Genomic DNA, 21,898 nt, shown 5'->3' on the forward strand with positions numbered 1-21,898 from the left:
ACTTGATTCCCGGGGATAGCGAGACATGTCACCCTCTCTAAATGGAGAGGTAGCGAAGGAAGCCGCTCTGCACATGCTCATAGGAAAGCAAGTAGCCTGCAATGAAATCCATTTCCTTTTAATTGACTGTTTTGCTATTCAACACAATTAAAAATAGGCTGCCAAATAAGGCAGCCTATTTTTTGATGAATATTTAGCTTTAGCAAATTTCCTTTGCCAAATATAAATAAAGACATTTGTGAAACACAAGAAAAGTGATGAGGATACTAACCAGTGTTGGTATGAATAAGATAATTAAATTTGCAGCTACTAGTGATAAATAATAATGAATAACAAAATTTAGCAGAATGATAAGCACAATAGCTGTAAGCATTCTAACCGTTCTCATTCTCTCTGTTTCATCAAGATGCTGAATATAAAATTGACTACAGATAAGTAAAGAGGCGCTACTTATATAAGCAAAGTACATAGCAAGATGCTCGATAAAATTTTCAGATGCATCAGGTTGTGTGAAATACATAGGCGCAAGGATAGTAAAGAGCAATGCAATAAGGCCATAGCAAAATAAAAAATCGGATTGCAATTGTGTTTTCTTTAATAGAGGTAGCGTATTGACATACATTGTCCACTTTACTTGACGGTCGCCTTTATATAAATTATCTACGATGTTGGCAGAAATAACGACAACAAATAATCCGATAGAAGGACTATCTACAAAAGGTAAATGTACAAAATGAAGAAGTAAACATATCGTCATTGTAAAAAGAATAGTCCATTTTTGTACGACAATTCTTTGTAACAACAGTGCTCGCATGAGATCCCTCCTAAAACTCTTTTCTTTTATAAATAGCAGTAGAAACTAGAGAGGAGAGGCAGAGCAGTATTAGCCCGCCCAAAGGTGCTAAATAGACGTATTGCTTTAAATATAGAAACGTTTGAGTCATATCAGGGATATATTCTTTAAATATCCCCGTTAAGAAACCAGGGATAAAACAAAACGCAATGAGGACTATTCTTCCTTTAATAGAGCCAAATTTAATATAGATAGGTAGTAATACGGCTAATAAACAGAGCGCCGATGTTATGATCAAATTAAACGTTAGGAAAAATTCTAAAGTGATGTCGTTTTTGGTAAAAAAATTGATAAAAAATAGGATAGGTAATGCCATAACAAGTCCGAAAATCATTAACATCACACTAAGTATATATTTACTAAAAACGATATCTGCTTTAGAAATTGGTAAAGTATTAGCGTATTTATCCCACTTACTTTGTTCATCGTAGCTAAGCGCAGTTATCGCTTGTATCGTAACAATAAAAACAATAACAGCTAGAAGCATTGCGCTTTGCTGCATAAAAATAGCCATCATAAGAAGAAATATAAGAACAAATGCTTGTGCTTTCATTTGTCGTTGAATGGTCATTAAATCTTTTAGGATAAGTCCTACCATATTTAAACACTACCTTTCACGAAAAATAGCATGATATCTTCTATAGAAGGCCTTTCAAGTCTGAAAGCCTCATTTACTTCATTTTTCAGAACTAATGCTTCTATTCCAAACGCACCAGGACGGGTTCTTAGAATAGCATGCTCTGGCAAGTCGTTTACTTCCTCACTGTTACCTTTGAAAATACCATATTCATATAATAGAGCATCTTTACTCTCGCTCAATAAAATCTCACCATTATGAATTAACGTAATATAGTCAGCAATTTTTTCTAAATCGCTTGTAATATGCGAAGAAAATAAAATGCTGTGCGTTTCATCCTGCATAAATGCTAAAAATAAATCCAGAATTTCATCCCGAATAATAGGGTCTAATCCACTTGTTGGCTCATCTAAAATCAATAATTTTGGATGATGTGCCAATGCTAAGGCAATTGATAGCTTCATCCTCATTCCTCGTGATAGTTCCTTTATCTTCTTCCTCTTTGGCACCTTAAATTGAGCTAATCTTTCAAAATAATAGTCTGAATCCCATGTTTGAAATACTTTTCTCATGATTTTGTCGAGTTGCGTCGCATTTAGCGTTTCTGGTACATGTAAATCGTCAAATACAACGCCGATGTCGTTTTTTATCGATAGTTCGTTTTCGACATGATCTTTGCCAAATAGCAAAATTTCGCCATATTCTTTTTTTATTAAATTCAGCATGCATTTTATCGTTGTTGATTTGCCAGCCCCGTTTTCTCCAACAAAACCCATTACCGTGCCTTGAGGGACGGAAAAACTTATATCTTTAAGAAAAAAGCCTTCAAAGCCCTTATGTAGATCATGAATTTCAATGGCATTCATATTACTTATCCTCCTCTAACATTAAAGATAGTAGTTCTTGTAATTCTTCACTAGAAAGTCCAGCGGTTTTCGCTATTTTTGCTGCCTTTTGCAAATGCCCCTCTACTTGCCGTAATAGCTCCTCACGTAGAAAGTCTTGATTTCGTTCTGTGACAAAGCTCCCTTTACCAGCGACAGTTTCAATGAAACCATCTCGCTCTAAATCAGCATAGGCACGTTTAGTGGTCATCACACTTATTTTTAAATCCTTTGCTAAAGCGCGGATAGACGGTAGTGCATCACCAGCCTGTAATTTATTAGCTAAAATAGCCTCTTTGAGCTGTATGGTGATTTGCTCATAAATAGGTTTTTCACTCGCATTACTTAAATGGATATGCACAAATCATCACCTCTTATAACTGTATATATACACTATATACAGAAGGCGATGGAAATGCAACATATTCGTACTTTAGGTAGGGGTCACGATTTGCAAAAAGTCCGCATATATTGAGGTAACGGCTCAAGGAGGGAGATGAGGCATGCTACTATCTGAGATGGTGGATAAGGAGTTAATTCAAATTGAGGGTGGCGTACATTTTGGCATCCTGGCACATACAGAATGCCTATTAGATGTGCAAACAGGAAAAATACATGGTTTTGAAATTGTGAAAGATAAACTACCATTCCAAAAAAAGAAAATGAAAGTTAGTGAAATGATACCTTGGCACGAAATTATTTTAATTGGTGAAGATCGTATTTTATTTAATAAGACATCTACAGTACAGTCAGAATATTTACAGTGAGGTGAGCTTTTGGAAAACGAAAAATGGCTTGTTATCGGTGAGGACTCCCGATTAAAGGAACTAGCTACAATGCTAAGAAGTCCATCGAGAACAGTATTTTATAAAAGAACAACCGTATGGAACGAAGAGTTAAATAAACTTGTTTTAGAATTCCAGCCTAATAAAATCGTATTACCTATTCTTCCATTAAAAATAGAAGTTGAGCAGCTCTATGGTATATCACAAGTGAAATTTTATACAGGTCGATTAACAATGCATTGGAAGCAATTACTAGAGAAAAATGAATCTATTTGCTATTTACAACAAGAATCATTTATTTGGCAGAATGCGCGGTTAACAGCGGAGGGATTTATCGCCACGTTTTACGGACTCGAGCAAAAATGTATTTACGGACAAAATTTTACAATCGCAGGCTTTGGACGCATCGCCAAAATGCTCGCCTCTTTACTTGTTAAAATGGGAGCCGATGTGCATATTGTTGCACGCTCTGTTGTGCAAATAAGTGAAGCAAAAGCATATGGTTATAAAGCAACAAACATAGATGACCGCCAATGGTCGATTCATAATAGTATTTTTATTAATACCATTCCAGCTAAATGGATTACAGAGTCCTTTAAGGAGCATGTTCCAGCCGTTTTATATGATTTAGCATCAGAGCCAGGCTGTTTAGATATAGATGCCGAACAACTGCAAACGTATGTACTATTACCATCATTGCCTGGGAAATACTTTGCACATGATGCTGCTAAAATATTGTGCAAAGCGATAGAGGAGGAAGAAAATTGTTAACGGGAAAACGAATTGGGCTAGGTATTACAGCCTCCCATTGTACGTATGAAGATGTTATACCTAAAATTCAAAATTTTATTGATGTAGGAGCGAGCGTTATTCCCATTATTACACACTCCGTTTTACATGCTGCTACACGCTTCGGTACTGGAGAGGAATGGGTGGCAAAAATAGAGGCATTAACAGGAGAAAAGGTCGTTTCCTCTATCAAAGAGGCAGAGCCATTTGGACCATCCAATCCATTAGATGCAATGGTCATTGCACCAATGACAGGAAATAGCATTAGTAAATTTGCCAATGCAGCAACAGATAGCCCTGTATTAATGGCTGCAAAAGCAACATTACGTAATGGCTCACCTGTTGTATTAGGCATTTCAACAAATGATGCTCTTGGGTTAAATGGCATTAATATTATGAAATTATTAAATGCCAAAAATATTTATTTTATCCCATTTGGTCAGGATGCCCCACACTCCAAACCGAATTCATTAATTGCTGATTTTGACCAAATGGTAGCAACTGTTCATGCAGCAATTACGCAAAAAAAGCAATTACAGCCACTCTTGATACAATATTTTAAATAAATTATAGATTACACACAATTTTCAGTATTTTTATGATACAATAGCACACATTATGGAACTTGTATTCAAGGAGAGATGATAGATGACAAAGCAGTTAACAGTTGCTGTTGTTGGAGCAACAGGGGCAGTAGGCTCAAAAATGATGGAGCAATTAATTAAACGTAAATTTCCAATAGGGACAATTAAATTTTTAGCTTCTGCACGTTCAGCAGGCAAACCAATCGAATTTAATGGTCAAACATATACAATTGAAGAAGCGACACCTGAAGCTTTTGAAGGCGTCAATGTCGCTTTATTCTCAGCAGGTGGTTCCGTATCAGCTGCACTTGCACCAGAGGCAGCTAAGCGTGGGGCAGTTGTGATTGATAATACGAGTCATTTCCGTATGGACCCAGAAGTACCGCTTGTTGTACCTGAAGTGAACCGTGGCGACCTTGCCAAACATAAAGGCATTATCGCTAATCCAAACTGTTCAACAATTCAAATGGTAGCTGCACTTGAACCAATTCGCGCTGCATTTGGTTTAACAAAAGTACTTGTTTCAACATATCAAGCTGTTTCAGGTGCAGGTATTTCTGCTATTCAAGAATTAAAAACACAAAGTGCTAATTGGGAAGCTGGCAAGAATGTAGAAGCAAGTATTTTACCAGCTGCTAGTGATCAACGCCATTACCCAATCGCTCGTAATGTCATCCCACAAATCGATAAATTCACAGATAACGGATTTACATACGAAGAAATGAAAATGATTAATGAAACAAAAAAAATTATGCATGCACCAGAACTAAATGTAGCTGCTACTTGTGTTCGTGTGCCAGTTGTTTCAGGTCACTCTGAATCTGTTTATATTGAAGTAGAAAAAGACGCATCAGTGCAAGATATTTTTGACGTACTACGTCATGCACCAGGAATAGTATTGCAGGATGATATTGCAACACAAACTTACCCAATGCCAATTTATGCAGAAGGGGAGGACGCTACTTTTGTAGGACGTATCCGTCAAGATTTAGATAACAGCAAAGGATTCCATTTATGGATTGTTTCCGACAATTTATTAAAAGGTGCTGCATTAAACTCTATCCAAATTGCAGAAGCAATGCTTGAGGATAACTTACTATAAGCTATAAGAGGGGTGTAAGGATGAATTTAGGTCGAATTGGAACGGCTATGATTACGCCGTTTAAAGATGATGGCACAATTAATTACCCAGAATTAGAACGCATTATTAATCATTTAATTGACAATGGTACAGATTGTATCGTTGCTTGTGGTACGACCTCTGAAAACCCAACAATGTCAACTGAAGAAAAAATCGAGGTTGTACGTTTTACTGTAGAGAAAGTAGCAGGTCGAGTACCTGTTATTGCAGGGACAGGAGATAATGAAACAGCTTATTCCATTATGATGACACATAAGGCAGAGGAAAATGGTGCAGATGGTATTATGCTTGTAGCACCATATTACAATAAGCCAAATCAACGAGGTATTTATGCCCACTTTGAAACAATTGCTAAGCAAACAAATTTACCTGTGATGCTTTATAATGTTCCTGGGCGCACAGGTGTGAATGTTGCCTATGAAACTTCTGTTGCCTTAAGTAAGATTCCTAATATTGCTTGGATTAAGGAAGCAAGTGGCAATTTAGATCAGATGGGCGACATTATTGAAAATGTTGATCCTGCTGATGATTTCTTAGTGTATAGCGGAGATGATGGTTTAACATTACCGCTGATGGCGATTGGCGGCGCTGGTGTTATTTCAGTAGCAGCCCATGTTGTTGGCAATGATATGCAGTTAATGATTAAAGCGTTTGAAGAAGGCAATCATGAGCTAGCAGCCAAAATTCATCGAGCATTATTACCTCTAGTACGTGCGCTGTTTGCTCAACCAAACCCATCGCCAATTAAATATGCGATGACAAAGTTAGGCTTTGATACGCTCAATGTTCGTCTGCCAATGATGGAAATGACAGATGAAGAAAAGGCAAACTTTGACCGCATTTGGGATACGTATCAAGAAAAAGCGAAAAATTTTAGATAACCCACGCAATAAGGCTAGTAGAAAAATCAGCTTATAACGCTGATTTTCTGCTAGCTTTTTATATATAGAAGGCTGACCTAGCAACAGGTTTGGAAAAGTGAACGAATTCAGCTTTTAACAAAGGGCATTGAGAAGCTCAATGTCTTTTGTTATTCAATCAATGAACTTTACATAATGAAAATAAGCACAAGCTTATAACAGTAATGCGAAACTTTAAAGTAGATGCCTGTCAATCTGTGTTTTTCCAGCTACCAGCAATCAAAATTAACAGGAAAATCTATTTTCACTGTGAAACATGTATTTTTAATTTGTGCAAAAGCTGTGCAAACCGTATAATAAATGTTAAGTGGTTGCTGTTCGGGATATTTTTAGGAGGAAATAAATTGACAAAAAAGAAAAATGAATTAATTCGCATCATCCCTCTTGGAGGCGTAGGCGAAATTGGGAAAGCCATGTACGTAGTAGAAATTGATGAAGAGCTATTTGTGGTGGATAGCGGTTTAATGTTCCCAGAAGACGAAATGCTTGGGATTGATATCGTAATTCCTGATATTGCGTATTTGGAAGAAAATAAAGAGCGTGTAAAAGGTATTTTCTTAACACATGGTCATGAAGATGCAATTGGCTCTATTGCCTATGTATTACAAAAAATAAAGGCTCCTGTGTACGGATCGAAACTAACAATTGCTTTAGCAAAGGAACATTTAAAAGAATTGCCTGCACCACATCAGGTCAAGTTTTTTGAAGTAACAAACCGCAGTCGTATGAATTTTAACTCAACGTATGTAACATTCTTCCACACAACACATAGTATTCCCGATTCGTTAGGGGTAGTGTTCCATACATCTGAAGGCGCGATTGTTCATACAGGAGAGTTTAAATTCGATCAATCAGCGACAGGTAAATTTAAACCAGATTTAGCGAAAATGGCACAATTAGGGGAGGACGGCGTTTTTATTTTATTATCTGAGTCGTGTGAAGCAGAGCGACCAGGTTATACGACATCGGAGATTGTGATTGAAGAACAATTATCAAAAACATTCCACTCAGCACCAGGTCGTATTTTAGTAGCTGTCTATGCATCCAACTTTATTCGTATTCAACAAGTGTTTGCCCAAGCACAGAAATCATTCCGTAAAGTAGTGATTGTTGGTAAACCTTTAGAAAAAGCTGTAGATTTAGGTGTGCAGCTTGGTTATTTAACGGTTGATGAGGAAACAATTATTCCGATTTCGGAAATGCAGAAATACCAAGATGATGAAATTATTATTATTACAACGGGTAATAGAGGAGAGCCACTGGATGCGTTAGAAAAAATCGTCCGCAAGCATCACCGTGATATTAAAATTAAGCAGGGCGATACAGTATTGATTACATTTACACCTTCTCCAAATATGGAGGTGCAAATGGCTAATACAATGAATGCTCTCTCAAAAGCAGGCGCTGAAATTTTAACTTCCAGCAAAAATGTCCATGTATCAGGACATGGTAGTCAGGAAGATTTAAAGCTAATGCTTAACTTAATGCAACCGAAGTATTTTATTCCTGTTCAAGGTGAGTACCGTATGTTAATTGCTCACTCTAAGCTAGCACAGCAGCTAGGCATGCATAAATCCCAAATATTTATCGCCGATAAAGGGGATATTGTTGAATATAAAAATAATAAAATGCGTATGAGCGGTCGTGTACAAGCTGGCAATGTTTTAATTGATGGGATTGGTGTAGGCGATGTAGGCAATATTGTGCTACGTGATCGTAAGCTATTATCACAAGATGGTATTTTTATTGTCGTTGTGACATTAAACCGAGCGCAAAAGAAAATTGCATCTGGTCCAGAAATCTTATCACGCGGCTTTGTTTATGTGCGTGAATCAGAAGAATTAATGGTTGAGGCTTCAGATATTGCTAAAAATGTTATTGAAAAATATGTTGGCAAAGATACATTCGAGTGGACAAATATTAAGCAAGAAATTCGAGATACATTAAATACGTATTTATTCCAAAAAACAAAGCGTCGTCCAATGATTATCCCAATTATTATGGAGTATTAATGTAGATAATCATCACAGCTTTGCAAAAAAGGATTTTCTCCCAATTACGGTGGAAAATCCTTTTTTTGAAATCAAGAAGTTCTACATGTTATGATTGGTTGCATATATAAAGTGAACCTGCAATCGGTGGAAATCTTCCAGCTTGTACCTGATGCTACGCTTTTGGTACAAAAAAGAGTGTGAATACGGAGTAAAATGGATTGCAAAAGAAGGTGAAATAGGTGGTAGTAAGGAAGAAAAAAACAACGAAAAGTAAGGCAACAACTGAAAAAAAAGAAATGCATCCGCTTATGTATGAAATTCTAGGTGTACTCTTTATTGCGTTAGCCATCATCATGATTTTTGAGTATGGTGTGATTGGACGTACACTACAAACAATAGCTATGTTTTTTTTAGGAAATTTACACTTCGCTGTGCCATTTATGCTTATCTTTATTGCGCTATTATTGATGATTGGCCGTAAAAAGGTAGGCATAAAGGATCGTTTAATAATGGGGCTAGTGCTGATTATTATGAGCTTAACAATTTTTAGTCATGGCATATTATTTGAGCAATTGTCAAAATCAGGTGGTTTATTATCTGATTCTGTTTTACGTGAATCATGGCGAATTTTAATAAGTACAGATGGTATTATCCATCGTAGTGATGCTTTAGGTGGAGGTATGATTGGTGCATTGCTCTATAGTGGGCTACACGTATTATTTGATGCATCAGGCGCAAAAGTAGTAGCATGGGTTATTTTCTTTATTGGCTTAATTCTTGTAACAGGCAAAGCATTAGTACCTTATTTAGCAGAGAAAATGCCTGATTTATTTGGAAAATGGAAAAAGAAGCGCCATGAAAAGAAGAAAAATATACCTAAAAAGCCAAGCAATCGACGCTCAAGAGTAGAAAATACGGATGAAATAGCAGCGGTGGAGCAGGATGCTGATATACCAGTATATGAAGAAGAAGAGCCCGCTCATGAGCCAATTATTTCTGCTTTTACACAAAATGTATCACATGAAAGTGATGGGTTTGATGTGACACATACGGTGGAAAATGAACTAGAAGAAGCGGTAGAGGATGTTCATATCCAAGGTACAGATGCTGTAGAAAATGCAGATTATCAACTGCCATCCTATCATTTATTACAATTACCACCACAGCATGACCAAAGTGGGGAATATTCGGTTATCCAAGCAAATGCTAAAAAGCTTGAACAAACATTACAAAGCTTTGGCGTCAAGGCAAAGGTGACTCAGGTGCATTTAGGGCCAGCTGTGACAAAATATGAAATTTTACCTGATATTGGTGTGAAAGTAAGCAAAATCGTTAATCTGCAGGATGATCTTGCGCTAGCGCTTGCTGCAAAAGATATTCGGATGGAAGCGCCAATACCCGGAAAATCTGCGATTGGCATTGAAGTACCAAATAGTGAGGTAGCGATTGTGACATTGCGTGAAGTATTAGAGTCAAAGGATGGTGCAAAGCCAGAAGCTTTATTGCAAGTTGCATTTGGGCGTGACATTACGGGACAAGCTGTGTTAGCAGAGTTAAATAAAATGCCACATTTACTTGTAGCAGGTTCGACAGGTAGCGGGAAAAGTGTCTGTATCAATGGCATTATTGTATCGATATTAATGCGTACAAAGCCACATGAAGTGAAATTAATGATGATTGATCCAAAAATGGTAGAGTTAAATGTTTATAATGGCATTCCACATTTATTAGCGCCTGTTGTAACAGATGCACGCAAAGCTTCGCAAGCCTTGAAAAAGGTAGTTTCTGAGATGGAACGTCGCTATGATCTATTTTCACATACAGGTACGCGAAATATTGAAGGCTATAATGCACATGTTCAAAGAATGAATGACCAAACAGATGAAAAGCATCCAAAGCTACCATATATTGTTGTGATTGTGGATGAGCTAGCAGATTTAATGATGGTGGCGTCCAATGATGTGGAGGATTCCATTACACGCTTAGCACAAATGGCGCGGGCAGCAGGCATTCATTTGATTATTGCAACGCAAAGACCAAGTGTAGATGTGTTAACAGGTGTTATTAAGGCAAATATTCCTTCAAGAATTGCCTTTGCTGTATCCTCCGCAATTGACTCCAGAACGATTTTAGATATGGGTGGAGCAGAGCGTTTACTTGGTCGTGGTGATATGCTGTTTTTACCTGCTGGTGCCTCCAAGCCAAAGCGAGTACAGGGTGCTTTTTTATCCGACCAAGAGGTTGAATCAGTCGTTAATTTTGTTATAGAACAGCAAAAGGCACAGTATCAGGAGGAAATGATTCCTACTGAGGAGGAAACCATTTTAGAGGAAACAGACGAATTATATGATGAAGCTGTACAATTAGTCGTTAATATGCAAACAGCCTCTGTTTCAATGCTTCAGCGCCGCTTCCGTATAGGCTATTCAAGGGCTGCACGCATTGTCGATCAAATGGAGCAGCGTGGGGTTGTTGGGCCACCAGAGGGCAGTAAGCCTCGCCAAGTGCTTATCCATCAATATGAAAGCTAAACAAAAAATAGGCTATAAATAATGGGTCGTTTTGTCTGGTTGTCCAATTATTTGTAATGGAAATAAATAAACAATGAATTCTATAACAGATTTTAATCAAAACTATTTATTTCATTCTTCAAAAATGTTATATTTATGAACGATTAGTAGGAATGTTGTACATCAGATGTCTGATCTCTGATTTTGGTGGTGATATATGTGACTATTAAAGCAGATCATCGTCATCTCTATCTTCAAGTAATTGATCGTTTAAAATCTGATATTGAGGCTGGTATTTTTAAAGAAAATGAAAAGCTGCCTTCAGAGTTTGAATTATCGAAATCACTAGGAGTCAGTCGAGCAACACTTAGAGAAGCACTTCGACTGTTGGAAGAAGAAAATGTAATTGTGCGTCGACATGGGGTTGGGACTTTTGTTAATCCTAAGCCGTTGTTTACATCAGGTATTGAGCAGTTATCAAGCATTTCTTCTATGATCGAGGCAGTAGGTATGGAGCCAGGCTCGCGTTTTTTAAAGGCGACTGAGCACATACCTTCTGAGGAAGATTTAAAACGCTTCCAATGTGATGGCGAAGATAAAATACTCACAATTGAACGTGTCAGAACAGCGGATGGCGACCCAGTAGTTTACTGTATAGATAGACTACCAGCAAGCTTTTTGCCTACTGACTTTGTTGAAAAAAAAGAAGTTTCACTGTTCTCTGCTCTTGAACAATCTGGGAAAATTCATGTTGCTTATGCGATTACCTATATTGATCCAGTCGGCTATCATGAACAAGCTTCACCGATTTTAAACTGTGGACGTGAAACAGCTCTTTTAGTGTTAAAGCAATTGCATTACGATGACCATGATCAAGTAGTGCTCTATTCAAAAAATTATTTCCGGGCTGATAAATTCAGCTTCCATGTAGTTCGTAAACGGGTGTAGAACATTTCTAAATTTTTTCCTGCTAATTACAATACCTTTGGGGGGTTAAAAACATGAAAAAACGTAAATTTGGTTTAGTATTAACATCAGTATTAGCGGCAAGTGCTATTTTAGGTGCATGTGGTGCAAAAGACGACGATAACGCTGCAAAAGACAATGACAATGCTTCAGGTGGTGGCAACACAGAAGAGGCTTTCTCAGTAGCGATGGTTACGGACGTAGGTGGCGTTGATGATAAATCATTCAACCAATCTGCATGGGAAGGTGTTCAAGCTTATGGTAAAGAGCACGGTTTAGAAAAGGGTGACGGTGGTTTCGACTACTTACAATCAAAATCAGATGCAGACTATGATGCAAACTTAAACTCATTAGTACGTCGTGACTTTAATTTAATTTTTGGTATTGGTTATATGATGGAAGATGCGATGGCTGCTATTGCGGATGAAAATCCAGATGGTCAATTCGCGATTATTGATGCAGAAGTACCAGCAGATAACGTTGTATCAGTATTGTTCAAAGAGCAAGAAGGTGCTTTCTTAGCTGGTGTTGCAGCTGCTAAAATGTCACAATCAGGTAAAATCGGTTTCGTAGGTGGCGTAGATATTCCAGTTATTAATCGCTTTGAAGCTGGTTTTATTGAAGGGGCAAAAGCTGTAAACCCTGATATCATTATTGAAGATAAATATACAGGTGCGTTCGATAAAGCCGATGTTGGTAAAATTACAGCAAGCAGTATGTATTCTTCAGGTGTTGATGTAATCTTCCACGCTGCTGGTGGAACTGGTAATGGTGTATTCTCTGAAGCAAAAGAGCGTAAGAAAAAAGACCCTGATGCAAATATTTGGGTAATTGGTGTAGATGCTGACCAATACGAAGAAGGTAAAGTAGATGAGGAAACAAACGTTACTTTAACTTCTATGTTAAAAGGTGTTAATACAGCAGTAGTAGATATTTCAAATAGAGCAAAAAATGGTGATTTCCCAGGTGGAGAAACACTTGTATACGGTTTAGCTGAAGATGGCGTTAAACTTGCAGATTCTCGTGGTGCGATTCCAGAAGATGTACAAGCTGTAATCGATGAATATAAAGAAAAAATTGCTAAGGGTGAAATTGTCGTTCCAGAAAAAGTGGAAAAATAATTCATCTGTTAATCATCATAAGGGACTTGTCGAAGGACCTTATGATGATTTTTCAATCTATCGTTATATTTAGATTATTTGCAATTCTCTATTTGATTTAGATGAACCGTATAGAGGTAGTCATAATGAAAACATATTGATGGTAACAAGTTAATAGAAGAAAGGTTTCTAACGATGACCTTTCCTGTATTAATTTAGCAAAACACCTACCTCTATAGGTGGGCTTAAATCAGTGAATAAAGTATAGCCTCAAGTAATGAAAGGAGGCACAGGAGTTTGTTAGCTAGTGCTGCATCTATGCAACGATCTTGCTAAGCCTTATCCATTTCAAGCACTGGACGTATTGCTAATCTGTACCATCAGTCATTGTAGCGGCAGATACTATACGCTAAGGCAAAAATACTTACTATATAGTGCCTATTAAGGGAGTGACAAAATTGGAATATGTGATTGAAATGCTAGGAATCCGTAAAGAATTCGGTCAGTTCGTGGCGAATAATAACATCACCCTCCAACTGAAACAAGGCGAAATCCATGCATTGCTAGGTGAAAATGGTGCAGGTAAATCGACTTTAATGAACGTTCTTTTTGGTTTGTATCAACCAGAAGGTGGCGAAATCCGTGTTCGTGGGAAGGCTGTTAAAATTACAAACCCGAATATTGCCAATGACTTAGGAATTGGTATGGTGCACCAACACTTTATGTTGGTAGAGAATTTTACGGTAACAGAGAATATTATTTTAGGTTCTGAACCTACTAAAATGGGCATTGTTAATATTAAAGATGCGGCAAAGAAAGTACAGGCACTTTCTGAAAAATATGGCTTAGATGTTGATCCATATGCCAAAATTGAAGATATTACAGTTGGGATGCAGCAACGCGTTGAAATTTTAAAGACATTATATCGTGGTGCTGAAATTTTAATTTTTGATGAACCAACAGCATCTTTAACACCACAAGAAATTACAGAATTAATTCAAATTATGCGTCGCCTTATTGCAGAGGGGAAATCTATTATTTTAATTACCCATAAGCTAAAGGAAATTATGGAAGTATCCGATCGCGTCACAATTATCCGTAAGGGTGAAGGAATCGGTACAGTTGTAACCGCTAACACAAACCCTAATCAGCTTGCTGAAATGATGGTTGGTCGTCAGGTTGAATTTAAAACAGAAAAAACAGATGCAAGCCCAACAAAAGAAGTATTGTCCGTTGAGAATTTAGTTGTAACGGATTATCGTAATATCGATAAAGTAAAAGGTCTTAACTTAAACGTTCGCAGAGGCGAAATCGTTGGTATTGCGGGTATTGATGGTAACGGTCAATCTGAATTAATCGAGGCTATTACAGGTTTACGCAAAGTGAAAAGCGGTACTGTGAAGTTAAATGGTCAGGATATTACAAATTTAAAGCCTCGTAAAATTACAGAGGAGGGCGTTGGACATATTCCACAAGACCGTCATAAGCATGGCTTAGTATTAGACTTCCCGATTGGCCATAATATTGCACTGCAAACATATTATCAGCCTCCTATCGCCAAAGGCTTTGTCATGGATTATAAAAAGGTATCGGAAAAAGCTCGCCAAATTATTAAAGAATACGATGTGCGTACAGGGAATGGTGAAATGACTCCAGCACGTGCGCTATCTGGTGGTAACCAGCAAAAGGCAATTATTGGGCGTGAAATCGATCGTAATCCAGACTTATTAATTGCAGCTTTACCAACTCGTGGTCTTGATGTAGGAGCTATCGAGTTTATTCACTCTCGCCTTATTGAGCAACGTGATAAAGGCAAGGCTGTTCTATTAATCTCGTTTGAATTAGATGAGGTTATGAATGTATCAGATCGTATTGCTGTTATTTATGATGGTCAAATTGTGGATGAGTTAAATCCAAAAGAAACAACCGAACAAGAGCTTGGCTTACTGATGGCTGGGCAAAGTAAAAAAAATAACAAGCATGGTGCGAAGGAGGGGAACGACTAATGTCAAATCGTGTCATTAATATTCTCGTTCCTATCATCTCTATTATTATCGGTTTAATCGTAGGTGCTATCGTTATGGTAGTGAGTGGCTATGACCCAGTACAAGGTTATATTGCTCTTTGGACAGGTATATTTGGAGATTCATATTCAATTGGGAACACAATTCGTCAAATTACACCGTATATATTGGCAGGTCTTGCAGTAGCATTTGCTTTCCGTACAGGGCTGTTCAATATTGGGGTTGAAGGGCAGCTTATTTTAGGCTGGCTAGCAGCAGCTTGGGTAGGATATGCATTTGAACTACCTAAAGTGATTCATTTACCATTAGCATTATTAGCAGCAGCAGCTGCAGGTGCATTTTGGGCCTTTATTGCAGGCTTCTTAAAAGCGAAATTTAAAGTCCATGAAGTAATTGCGACAATTATGCTGAACTATACTGCGCTTTATATTGCGAACGCAGTCATTAAAAAATTGTCGGATGGTGGCTTTAAAACAGAACGTGTTCTTGAGTCAGCTTCATTGCGTTCTCCGTTTTTAAGAGAGCTTACAGACAACTCAAGCCTTCACTATGGGATCATTGTTGCACTTTTAATGGTCGTAGTGATGTGGTTTATTTTAGAAAAAACAACGCGCGGGTATGAGCTAAAGGCGGTAGGCTTTAATAAAAATGCTGCTGATTATGCAGGTATGAGTGTTAATAAAAATATTATTTTAGCCATGACAATTTCAGGTATGTTTGCGGGTCTTGGTGGTGCAATGGAGGCGCTAGGTACTTTCCAAAATGCATCGATTAAACCAGGCTTTACAGGAATCGGTTTTGACGGAATCGCTGTTGCCTTGCTTGGTGCGAATACACCACTAGGGGTAATATTCGGAGCTTCTCTTTTCGGTTCATTGAAATATGGTGCTCTTAATATGCCAAATGCTGCGGGTATTCCAGAAGAAATTGTATCCATTATTATTGCATTAATTATCTTCTTTGTGGCATCAGGCTATATTATTCGAGTAGGCTTACAAAAGCTGAGCAAGAAAAAGGAGGGACAATAACATGAGCTTTTTAGAAATGTTATATTTCATCATCCCTTCAGCGATTCTTTATGCAACACCTTTGATATTTACTGCTATCGGTGGTGTATTCTCTGAACGCTCTGGTGTTGTCAACATCGGGCTAGAAGGCTTAATGATTATCGGTGCTTTTATTGGTATTTATGTTAATTTAGAATATGCTTCATCACTAGGTGCAGCAACAACTTGGATAGCAATGCTAGCAGCTGTTGTAATCGGTGGGATTTTCTCACTTTTCCATGCGGTTGCTTCCATCTCCTTCCGTGCCGATCAAACGGTATCTGGGGTAGCTATCAACCTATTGGGCTTAGCTGTTTCAGTCTTTTTAGTAAAAATGATTTATGATAAAGGTCAAACAGATATGATTACGCGACCAATCGGCCGTTTTGGTATCCCTTATTTAGAGGATATTCCATTCTTCGGTCCGCTATTGTTCCGCGATGTATATAGTACATCTATTTTAGCCTTTGCAGTAGCAATTGGTGCATGGTTTATTATTTATAAAACACCATTTGGTTTACGTCTTCGCGCAGTTGGTGAGCATCCAATGGCAGCAGATACAATGGGGATTAATGTTAATAAAATGCGCTATATTGCTGTTGTGATTTCTGGGGCATTAGGTGGACTTGGCGGTGCAGTCTATGCACAAACAATTACACATGACTTTTCACACGCAACAATTGCTGGGCAAGGCTTTATGGCAATTGCAGCAATGATTTTCGGGAAATGGCATCCAATTGGTGCATTAGGTGCAGCTCTATTCTTTGGATTGGCACAAACATTAAGTATTGCAGGAAGTCAAATTCCAATTATCGAAAATGTACCAGCTGTCTATCTGCAAATTTTACCATATGTACTAACAATCCTTGCGTTAGCAGGCTTTATTGGTAAAGCGAATGCGCCAAAGGCAAGTGGACAACCCTATATTAAAGGGAAACGCTAAGAAATTATAAGAAAGGCTGAGCGAACAATGCTCAGTCTTTTTGCCATGTCAACTTAGCCAATTACATATATTTTTTAATTTTTCCATACATACTTTGGATTCTTTTTGCAATTATAGACAATAGACATGTATAGTATGTGTAGTACATCGTTATATTAAGAAGGATAGGAGGGTTTTATATGTTTAAAACAATACCTTTTGCAAAAGGTGTCAATTTGCATATCCGACAAACGACCCAATTTAAAACTGTAAACTTTTCAATTAAATGGAGAAGAGCATTAACAGCTAAAAGTGCCTCAGAGCGTACAGTATTAACAAATGTATTACAGCATAGTAATGCTAAATATAAGACAACGGCTGCTTTTCGAAGCTTTTTAGATGACTTGTATGGCACTGTGCTATATTTTGATACATCAAAGCGTGGCAATGAACATACAGTGCTGATGAATGTAGAAACGGTGAACGAGCATTATTTAGCAAACGCAAGTGTGTTAAACAATGTACTTGATTTATTGCACACAGCCATTTTTGAGCCAAATTTAGAAAATGGCGTTTTTAAGGCATCGATTGTAGAGCGTGAAAAGCAAACCGTTATTCAACGCATTGAATCCATTTTTGATGATAAATCTCGTTTTGCACAGTTTCGTTTACAGCAAATTTTAAGACCAAATGAGCCAGCCTCTATTTCAGCCAATGGTAGTGTAGAGGAAATTCAAAAAATCACACCTGCCTCGTTATTTGAAGCATATCAATCAATGCTTGCTAATGATAAAATCGATATTTATGTCGCTGGCGATATTAATGAAGCAGAAATTGTAGCAAAATTACAGCAAGCGCTACCATTTAAAGATCGTACGCCAGAGGAAGTGCCAGCAGTGCTTCCACAAAAGCATCCCGAGCAAGACTATGTTCGAGAGCAGCATGAGATGAAGCAAGGGAAATTGCATATTGGCTTTAGTACATCCGTTAAATTTGGCGATCCAGATTTCGCTAAAATGCAAATTTTTAATGGTATCTTTGGTGGTTATCCACATGCTAAATTATTTATGAATGTTCGTGAAAAAGAGAGCCTTGCTTATTATGCATCAAGTGCCTATGCCTCACATTATGGCTTAATTTTCGTTGTTTCTGGCATTGAGCCGAAAAATGAAGAAAAAGCATTGACATTAATTAAAGAACAATTAGCAGCTATACAGGCAGGAGATATTTCCAATTTAGAGCTGGAGCAAACAAAGGCAATGCTCACAAATCAATTAAAAGAGTCTTTAGATTCTGCGCGTGGACAAATTGAAATTTTCGATCAATATAAAAATTTACCTGAGGAGTTCTCTGTGGAAGCTTGGGCAAATAAGTGGAAAGCTGTGACGAAGGAAGATGTTGTGGAAATGGCAAAAACAGTGCAGCTTGAAGCGGTCTATTTCTTATATGGAAAGGAGCAAGCCGCACAATGAAAACAATTGAATTTAAGCAATTAGATGAAACACTTTATTATGAAAAGCTAGCGAATGGGTTAGATGTTTATATTTTACCGAAGAAAGGCTTTTCCAAAACATTTGTCACATTTACAACTAAATATGGCTCTGTCGATCGTACATTTGTACCGATTGGTGAAACAGAAAGTGTGACAGTACCAGATGGTATTGCCCATTTTTTAGAGCATAAAATGTTTGAAAAAGAAGATGGAGATGTTTTCCAAAAGTTTAGCGAGTACGGTGCCTCTGCCAATGCCTTTACATCATTTACACGCACGGCTTATTTATTTTCATCGACTGACAATATTTATAAAAGTACAGAAACATTATTAAATTTTGTGCAGGAGCCATACTTTACAGAAGCGACTGTTAACAAGGAAAAGGGTATTATTGGGCAGGAAATTACGATGTATGATGACCAGCCTGATTGGCGTTTATATTTTGGGACAATCGAAAATATGTACCATCACCATCCAGTAAAAATTGATATTGCAGGGACAATTGAATCCATTGATGGGATTACAGCAGACCATTTATATACATGCTACAATACATTTTACCATCCATCCAATATGTTACTATTTGTGATCGGCGCAGTGGAGCCAGAGGAAATGATGACTTTTATTCGTGACAATCAAGGAAAAAAAGAATTCCCAGAGCCTACACCAATTCAACGCTTCTTTGATAAAGAGCCAACAGATGTGGCGATTAAGGAACGTACATTAAAGATGGATGTGCAAAAGCCTAAGGTATATATTGGCTTGAAAGCAAAAGACACAAATCTATCAGGTCAAGAAATGCTAAAGCATGAGCTAGCTGTTCAAATTGCGCTTGAGCTTATATTTGGGCGTACCTCTCATTTTTATGAGCACGTTTATGAGGCAGGCTTAATTGATGAAACATATGCCTTTGATTTTACCTTAGAAAAGGGCTTTGGCTTTGCCATGATTGGTTCTGATTCCACGGAGCCAGACCAATTAGCACAAACGATCATAGCAGAATTAGCAAAATATGAGAAAGATGCTAAGTTTGAAAGCGCTGATTTAGAGCGAATAAAGCGTAAAAAAATCGGCTTCTTCTTACGTGCGCTCAATTCAATTGAGTTTATTGCGAACCAATTTACACGTTATTCATTTAATGACATGAATTTATTCGATGTCGTGCCAGTGCTTGAAGCGTTAACAATTGACGATTTGTATAAGGCATTTGCTTCGATTCAAGGCGAATCTCAACAAACAATATTTAAAATTTTACCAACGAAGCAGGATGTACAATGAAAAAATTTGCGCTTATATTAGGTGCATCAGGTGAGATTGGGCATGCTATTTGTCGAAGTTTAGCAGAAGATGGCTGGTCTATCTATCTGCATTATTCCCATAACGTGCAAGCGGCACAGACGTTATATCAATCCCTCTCTAAAGATTTCCCTGCACAGGAGTTTATGCTTGTACAGGGGGATTTTTCAACATCCACTGGTGCTGATAGCATGGCAGCACAAATTTTTCATGTGCAGGCAATTGTTTTTGCAAATGGGCAAGCGCATTATGCACTGCTTGAAGATACAGCTGTGGAGGATATGGATGCATTATGGCGTGTCCATGTGCAAAATCCAATGCGATTAACGGCTTTATTGTCCGCAAAGCTTCGCAAGCATAATGTTAGCTATGTGCTATTTATTGGCTCCATTTGGGGTGAAGCTGGCTCAGCAGGGGAAACATTGTATGCCACTGTTAAGGGAGCGCAGCATGCCTTTGTTAAGTCCTTTGCCAAGGAAGCGGCATTATCTCGTATTCGGGTCAATGCAATTGCTCCAGGCTTTATTAATACAGCTATGAACAGCCATTTAAGTCAACAGGAGCTCAATTATATTTTGGAAGATATTCCACTAGGCGAAATTGGGCAAACAAAGGATGTAGCTGAAATGGTGCGCTTTTATTTATCAGGCAAGGCTGATTATGTAACAGGACAAATTATCCGATTAAATGGTGGTTGGTACATATAATATTCTCTTTTGCACATACTACATGTGTAAAGGAGGAGGAACATATGACGATTTTAGAAAACTGGCAAAAATGGACATCGTTTTTAGGACAAAATGTCATGCAAGCGGAATCGAGCGGTATGCCAAAGAAAATGATTCAACAAGCTGCCGTACAAATCGGTGAATATTTGGCGACAAATGTCGATCCTAAAAATGAGCAAGAGCGTGTTTTGTCGGATTTATGGGGCGTTGCCTCTGAAGATGAAAAGCATGCGCTGGCGAATTGTGTCGTAAAGCTTGTACAAAATAAGCATGTGCAATAACAAAAGAGGAGAGCCTATCTCCTCTTTTTTCTATACAATTTCACTGAAAACGAGAACGTATGTAAGCATATCAGCTATGCATCTAAAAAAATTAGTAAGTTTTTAAAAATAACGCTATAATTCCGTGCATTCTAACTTTCCATTACATAAAAAATCGGCTATGATGGAACTTATAAAGGATTTTTTACGTTAACTAATAGGAAGGGAACGAGTGTGTTTGAGCGATTGGTACTTTGAATATGAAATTCAGGTGAATCGCCCTGGATTATTAGGAGATATTGCTTCACTTTTAGGGATGCTTCGTGTCAATATTATTTCAATAAATGGTGTCGATAAGGATCGACGAGGTATGTTAGTGCATACAGACAATGATGAAGCGATTGAGCGTTTTCGTACAATTGTTTCGACAATGGAACATATTAACGTAACCAAATTTCGACAACCAAAACTTCGTGACCGACTAGCGCTTAGACATGGTCATTATATTCCTCGAGATGCAGACGAAAAAAATACATTCCACTTTGTGCGAGATGAACTGGGAATTTTAGTCGATTTTATGGCAGAGCTCTTTAAAAAAGAGGGACATAAGTTGATTGGTATACGTGGTATGCCCCGTGTAGGGAAGACCGAGTCTGTTGTTGCAGCAAGTGTTTGTGCCAATAAAAAGTGGATTTTCTTATCATCCACAATGATCAAGCAAACCGTTCGTAATAAACTTGTGGGGGATGAATTTAGTAGTAACAATATTTTTATATTAGATGGGATTGTAACACGTCGTTCATCTGATGAGCGGCATATGCAATTGGTGCGTGAAATGATGAATATGCCGTGCATCAAAGTTGTAGAGCATCCTGATATGTTTGTTCAGCATTCAGAATATAAAATAGAAGATTTTGATTATATTATTGAACTACGTCATCACGTTGATGAAGAAATTACTTATGAAATAATGGAAAAAAATCATATGTCCGAATCTGATTCATTTGGAGGATTTAATTTTTAATTT

The 21,898-nt window shown here is 37.7% G+C and carries 21 protein-coding genes; 17 read left to right on the forward strand and 4 right to left on the reverse strand.

Going from position 1 to position 21,898, the window contains the following annotated elements; all coding sequences use genetic code 11:
- Nucleotides 1-199 precede the first annotated feature (199 nt).
- From MHB42_RS05350 to MHB42_RS05365, 4 genes are read right to left on the reverse strand one after another with little or no spacing between them, the layout of a single operon-like run.
- The gene (locus MHB42_RS05350) at nucleotides 200-814 is read right to left on the reverse strand and encodes an ABC-2 transporter permease (protein WP_340804790.1); all 615 of its coding nucleotides are present in this window, start codon (nucleotides 812-814) and stop codon (nucleotides 200-202) included.
- A gap of 10 nt (nucleotides 815-824) precedes the next feature.
- A complete protein-coding gene (locus MHB42_RS05355; protein WP_340804791.1) occupies nucleotides 825-1,451 on the reverse strand; it encodes an ABC-2 transporter permease in 627 nt (208 codons plus the stop codon).
- A gap of 2 nt (nucleotides 1,452-1,453) precedes the next feature.
- A complete protein-coding gene (locus MHB42_RS05360; protein WP_340804793.1) occupies nucleotides 1,454-2,296 on the reverse strand; it encodes an ABC transporter ATP-binding protein in 843 nt (280 codons plus the stop codon).
- A gap of 1 nt (nucleotide 2,297) precedes the next feature.
- The gene (locus MHB42_RS05365; protein WP_004224968.1) at nucleotides 2,298-2,675 is read right to left on the reverse strand and encodes a GntR family transcriptional regulator; all 378 of its coding nucleotides are present in this window, start codon (nucleotides 2,673-2,675) and stop codon (nucleotides 2,298-2,300) included.
- A gap of 142 nt (nucleotides 2,676-2,817) precedes the next feature.
- Between MHB42_RS05365 and MHB42_RS05370 the strand changes: the two genes are divergently transcribed.
- From MHB42_RS05370 to MHB42_RS05450, 17 genes are all read left to right on the forward strand, one after another.
- Nucleotides 2,818-3,081: a hypothetical protein gene (locus MHB42_RS05370; RefSeq protein ID WP_004224966.1), complete on the forward strand. Its 264-nt coding sequence runs from the start codon at nucleotides 2,818-2,820 to the stop codon at nucleotides 3,079-3,081.
- Nucleotides 3,082-3,090: 9 nt separating this feature from the next.
- Entirely contained in the window at nucleotides 3,091-3,870 is a 780-nt protein-coding gene (locus MHB42_RS05375; protein ID WP_340804796.1) for a dipicolinate synthase, read from the forward strand.
- Nucleotides 3,864-4,454 (forward strand): dipicolinate synthase subunit B, encoded by a 591-nt coding sequence (locus MHB42_RS05380; RefSeq protein ID WP_340804797.1) that lies wholly within the window; start codon nucleotides 3,864-3,866, stop codon nucleotides 4,452-4,454. The genes MHB42_RS05375 and MHB42_RS05380 overlap by 7 nt, the downstream gene beginning before the upstream one ends.
- Nucleotides 4,455-4,536: 82 nt before the next feature.
- The gene (locus MHB42_RS05385) at nucleotides 4,537-5,574 is read left to right on the forward strand and encodes an aspartate-semialdehyde dehydrogenase (RefSeq protein WP_340804798.1); all 1,038 of its coding nucleotides are present in this window, start codon (nucleotides 4,537-4,539) and stop codon (nucleotides 5,572-5,574) included.
- A gap of 20 nt (nucleotides 5,575-5,594) precedes the next feature.
- A complete protein-coding gene (gene dapA / locus MHB42_RS05390; RefSeq protein WP_340804799.1) occupies nucleotides 5,595-6,494 on the forward strand; it encodes a 4-hydroxy-tetrahydrodipicolinate synthase in 900 nt (299 codons plus the stop codon).
- A gap of 383 nt (nucleotides 6,495-6,877) precedes the next feature.
- Complete coding sequence (locus tag MHB42_RS05395) at nucleotides 6,878-8,545, forward strand: ribonuclease J (protein WP_340804801.1); 1,668 nt, start codon at nucleotides 6,878-6,880, stop codon at nucleotides 8,543-8,545.
- 278 nt (nucleotides 8,546-8,823) lie between these two features.
- Entirely contained in the window at nucleotides 8,824-11,058 is a 2,235-nt protein-coding gene (locus MHB42_RS05400; protein ID WP_340808537.1) for an FtsK/SpoIIIE family DNA translocase, read from the forward strand.
- Nucleotides 11,059-11,256: 198 nt separating this feature from the next.
- The gene (locus MHB42_RS05405; RefSeq protein ID WP_340804802.1) at nucleotides 11,257-11,985 is read left to right on the forward strand and encodes a GntR family transcriptional regulator; all 729 of its coding nucleotides are present in this window, start codon (nucleotides 11,257-11,259) and stop codon (nucleotides 11,983-11,985) included.
- Nucleotides 11,986-12,038: 53 nt separating this feature from the next.
- Nucleotides 12,039-13,124 carry a BMP family lipoprotein gene (locus MHB42_RS05410; RefSeq protein WP_340804803.1) on the forward strand — a complete coding sequence of 362 codons (1,086 nt, stop codon included), beginning with the start codon at nucleotides 12,039-12,041 and terminating at the stop codon, nucleotides 13,122-13,124.
- A 437-nt stretch (nucleotides 13,125-13,561) separates the two neighbouring features.
- Nucleotides 13,562-15,109, forward strand: a complete 1,548-nt coding sequence (locus tag MHB42_RS05415) for an ABC transporter ATP-binding protein (protein WP_340808538.1) — start codon at nucleotides 13,562-13,564, stop codon at nucleotides 15,107-15,109.
- Entirely contained in the window at nucleotides 15,109-16,155 is a 1,047-nt protein-coding gene (locus MHB42_RS05420; RefSeq protein WP_340804804.1) for an ABC transporter permease, read from the forward strand. Before MHB42_RS05415 ends, MHB42_RS05420 begins: the two co-directional genes overlap by 1 nt.
- Before the next feature lies 1 nt (nucleotide 16,156).
- Nucleotides 16,157-17,116 carry an ABC transporter permease gene (locus MHB42_RS05425; RefSeq protein ID WP_340804806.1) on the forward strand — a complete coding sequence of 320 codons (960 nt, stop codon included), beginning with the start codon at nucleotides 16,157-16,159 and terminating at the stop codon, nucleotides 17,114-17,116.
- 179 nt (nucleotides 17,117-17,295) lie between these two features.
- Nucleotides 17,296-18,567: an EF-P 5-aminopentanol modification-associated protein YfmF gene (gene yfmF, locus MHB42_RS05430; RefSeq protein WP_340804807.1), complete on the forward strand. Its 1,272-nt coding sequence runs from the start codon at nucleotides 17,296-17,298 to the stop codon at nucleotides 18,565-18,567.
- Nucleotides 18,564-19,865, forward strand: a complete 1,302-nt coding sequence (gene yfmH / locus MHB42_RS05435; RefSeq protein ID WP_340804809.1) for an EF-P 5-aminopentanol modification-associated protein YfmH — start codon at nucleotides 18,564-18,566, stop codon at nucleotides 19,863-19,865. The genes yfmF and yfmH overlap by 4 nt, the downstream gene beginning before the upstream one ends.
- Complete coding sequence (ymfI, locus tag MHB42_RS05440) at nucleotides 19,862-20,590, forward strand: elongation factor P 5-aminopentanone reductase (RefSeq protein WP_340804810.1); 729 nt, start codon at nucleotides 19,862-19,864, stop codon at nucleotides 20,588-20,590. The genes yfmH and ymfI overlap by 4 nt, the downstream gene beginning before the upstream one ends.
- A gap of 44 nt (nucleotides 20,591-20,634) precedes the next feature.
- Entirely contained in the window at nucleotides 20,635-20,892 is a 258-nt protein-coding gene (locus tag MHB42_RS05445; protein WP_340804812.1) for a DUF3243 domain-containing protein, read from the forward strand.
- A 217-nt stretch (nucleotides 20,893-21,109) separates the two neighbouring features.
- A complete protein-coding gene (locus MHB42_RS05450; protein ID WP_340808539.1) occupies nucleotides 21,110-21,895 on the forward strand; it encodes a DUF3388 domain-containing protein in 786 nt (261 codons plus the stop codon).
- Nucleotides 21,896-21,898 lie beyond the last annotated feature (3 nt).

Origin of the sequence: Lysinibacillus sp. FSL K6-0232 (assembly GCF_038008325.1) — a bacterium.
GTDB lineage: Bacteria > Bacillota > Bacilli > Bacillales_A > Planococcaceae > Lysinibacillus.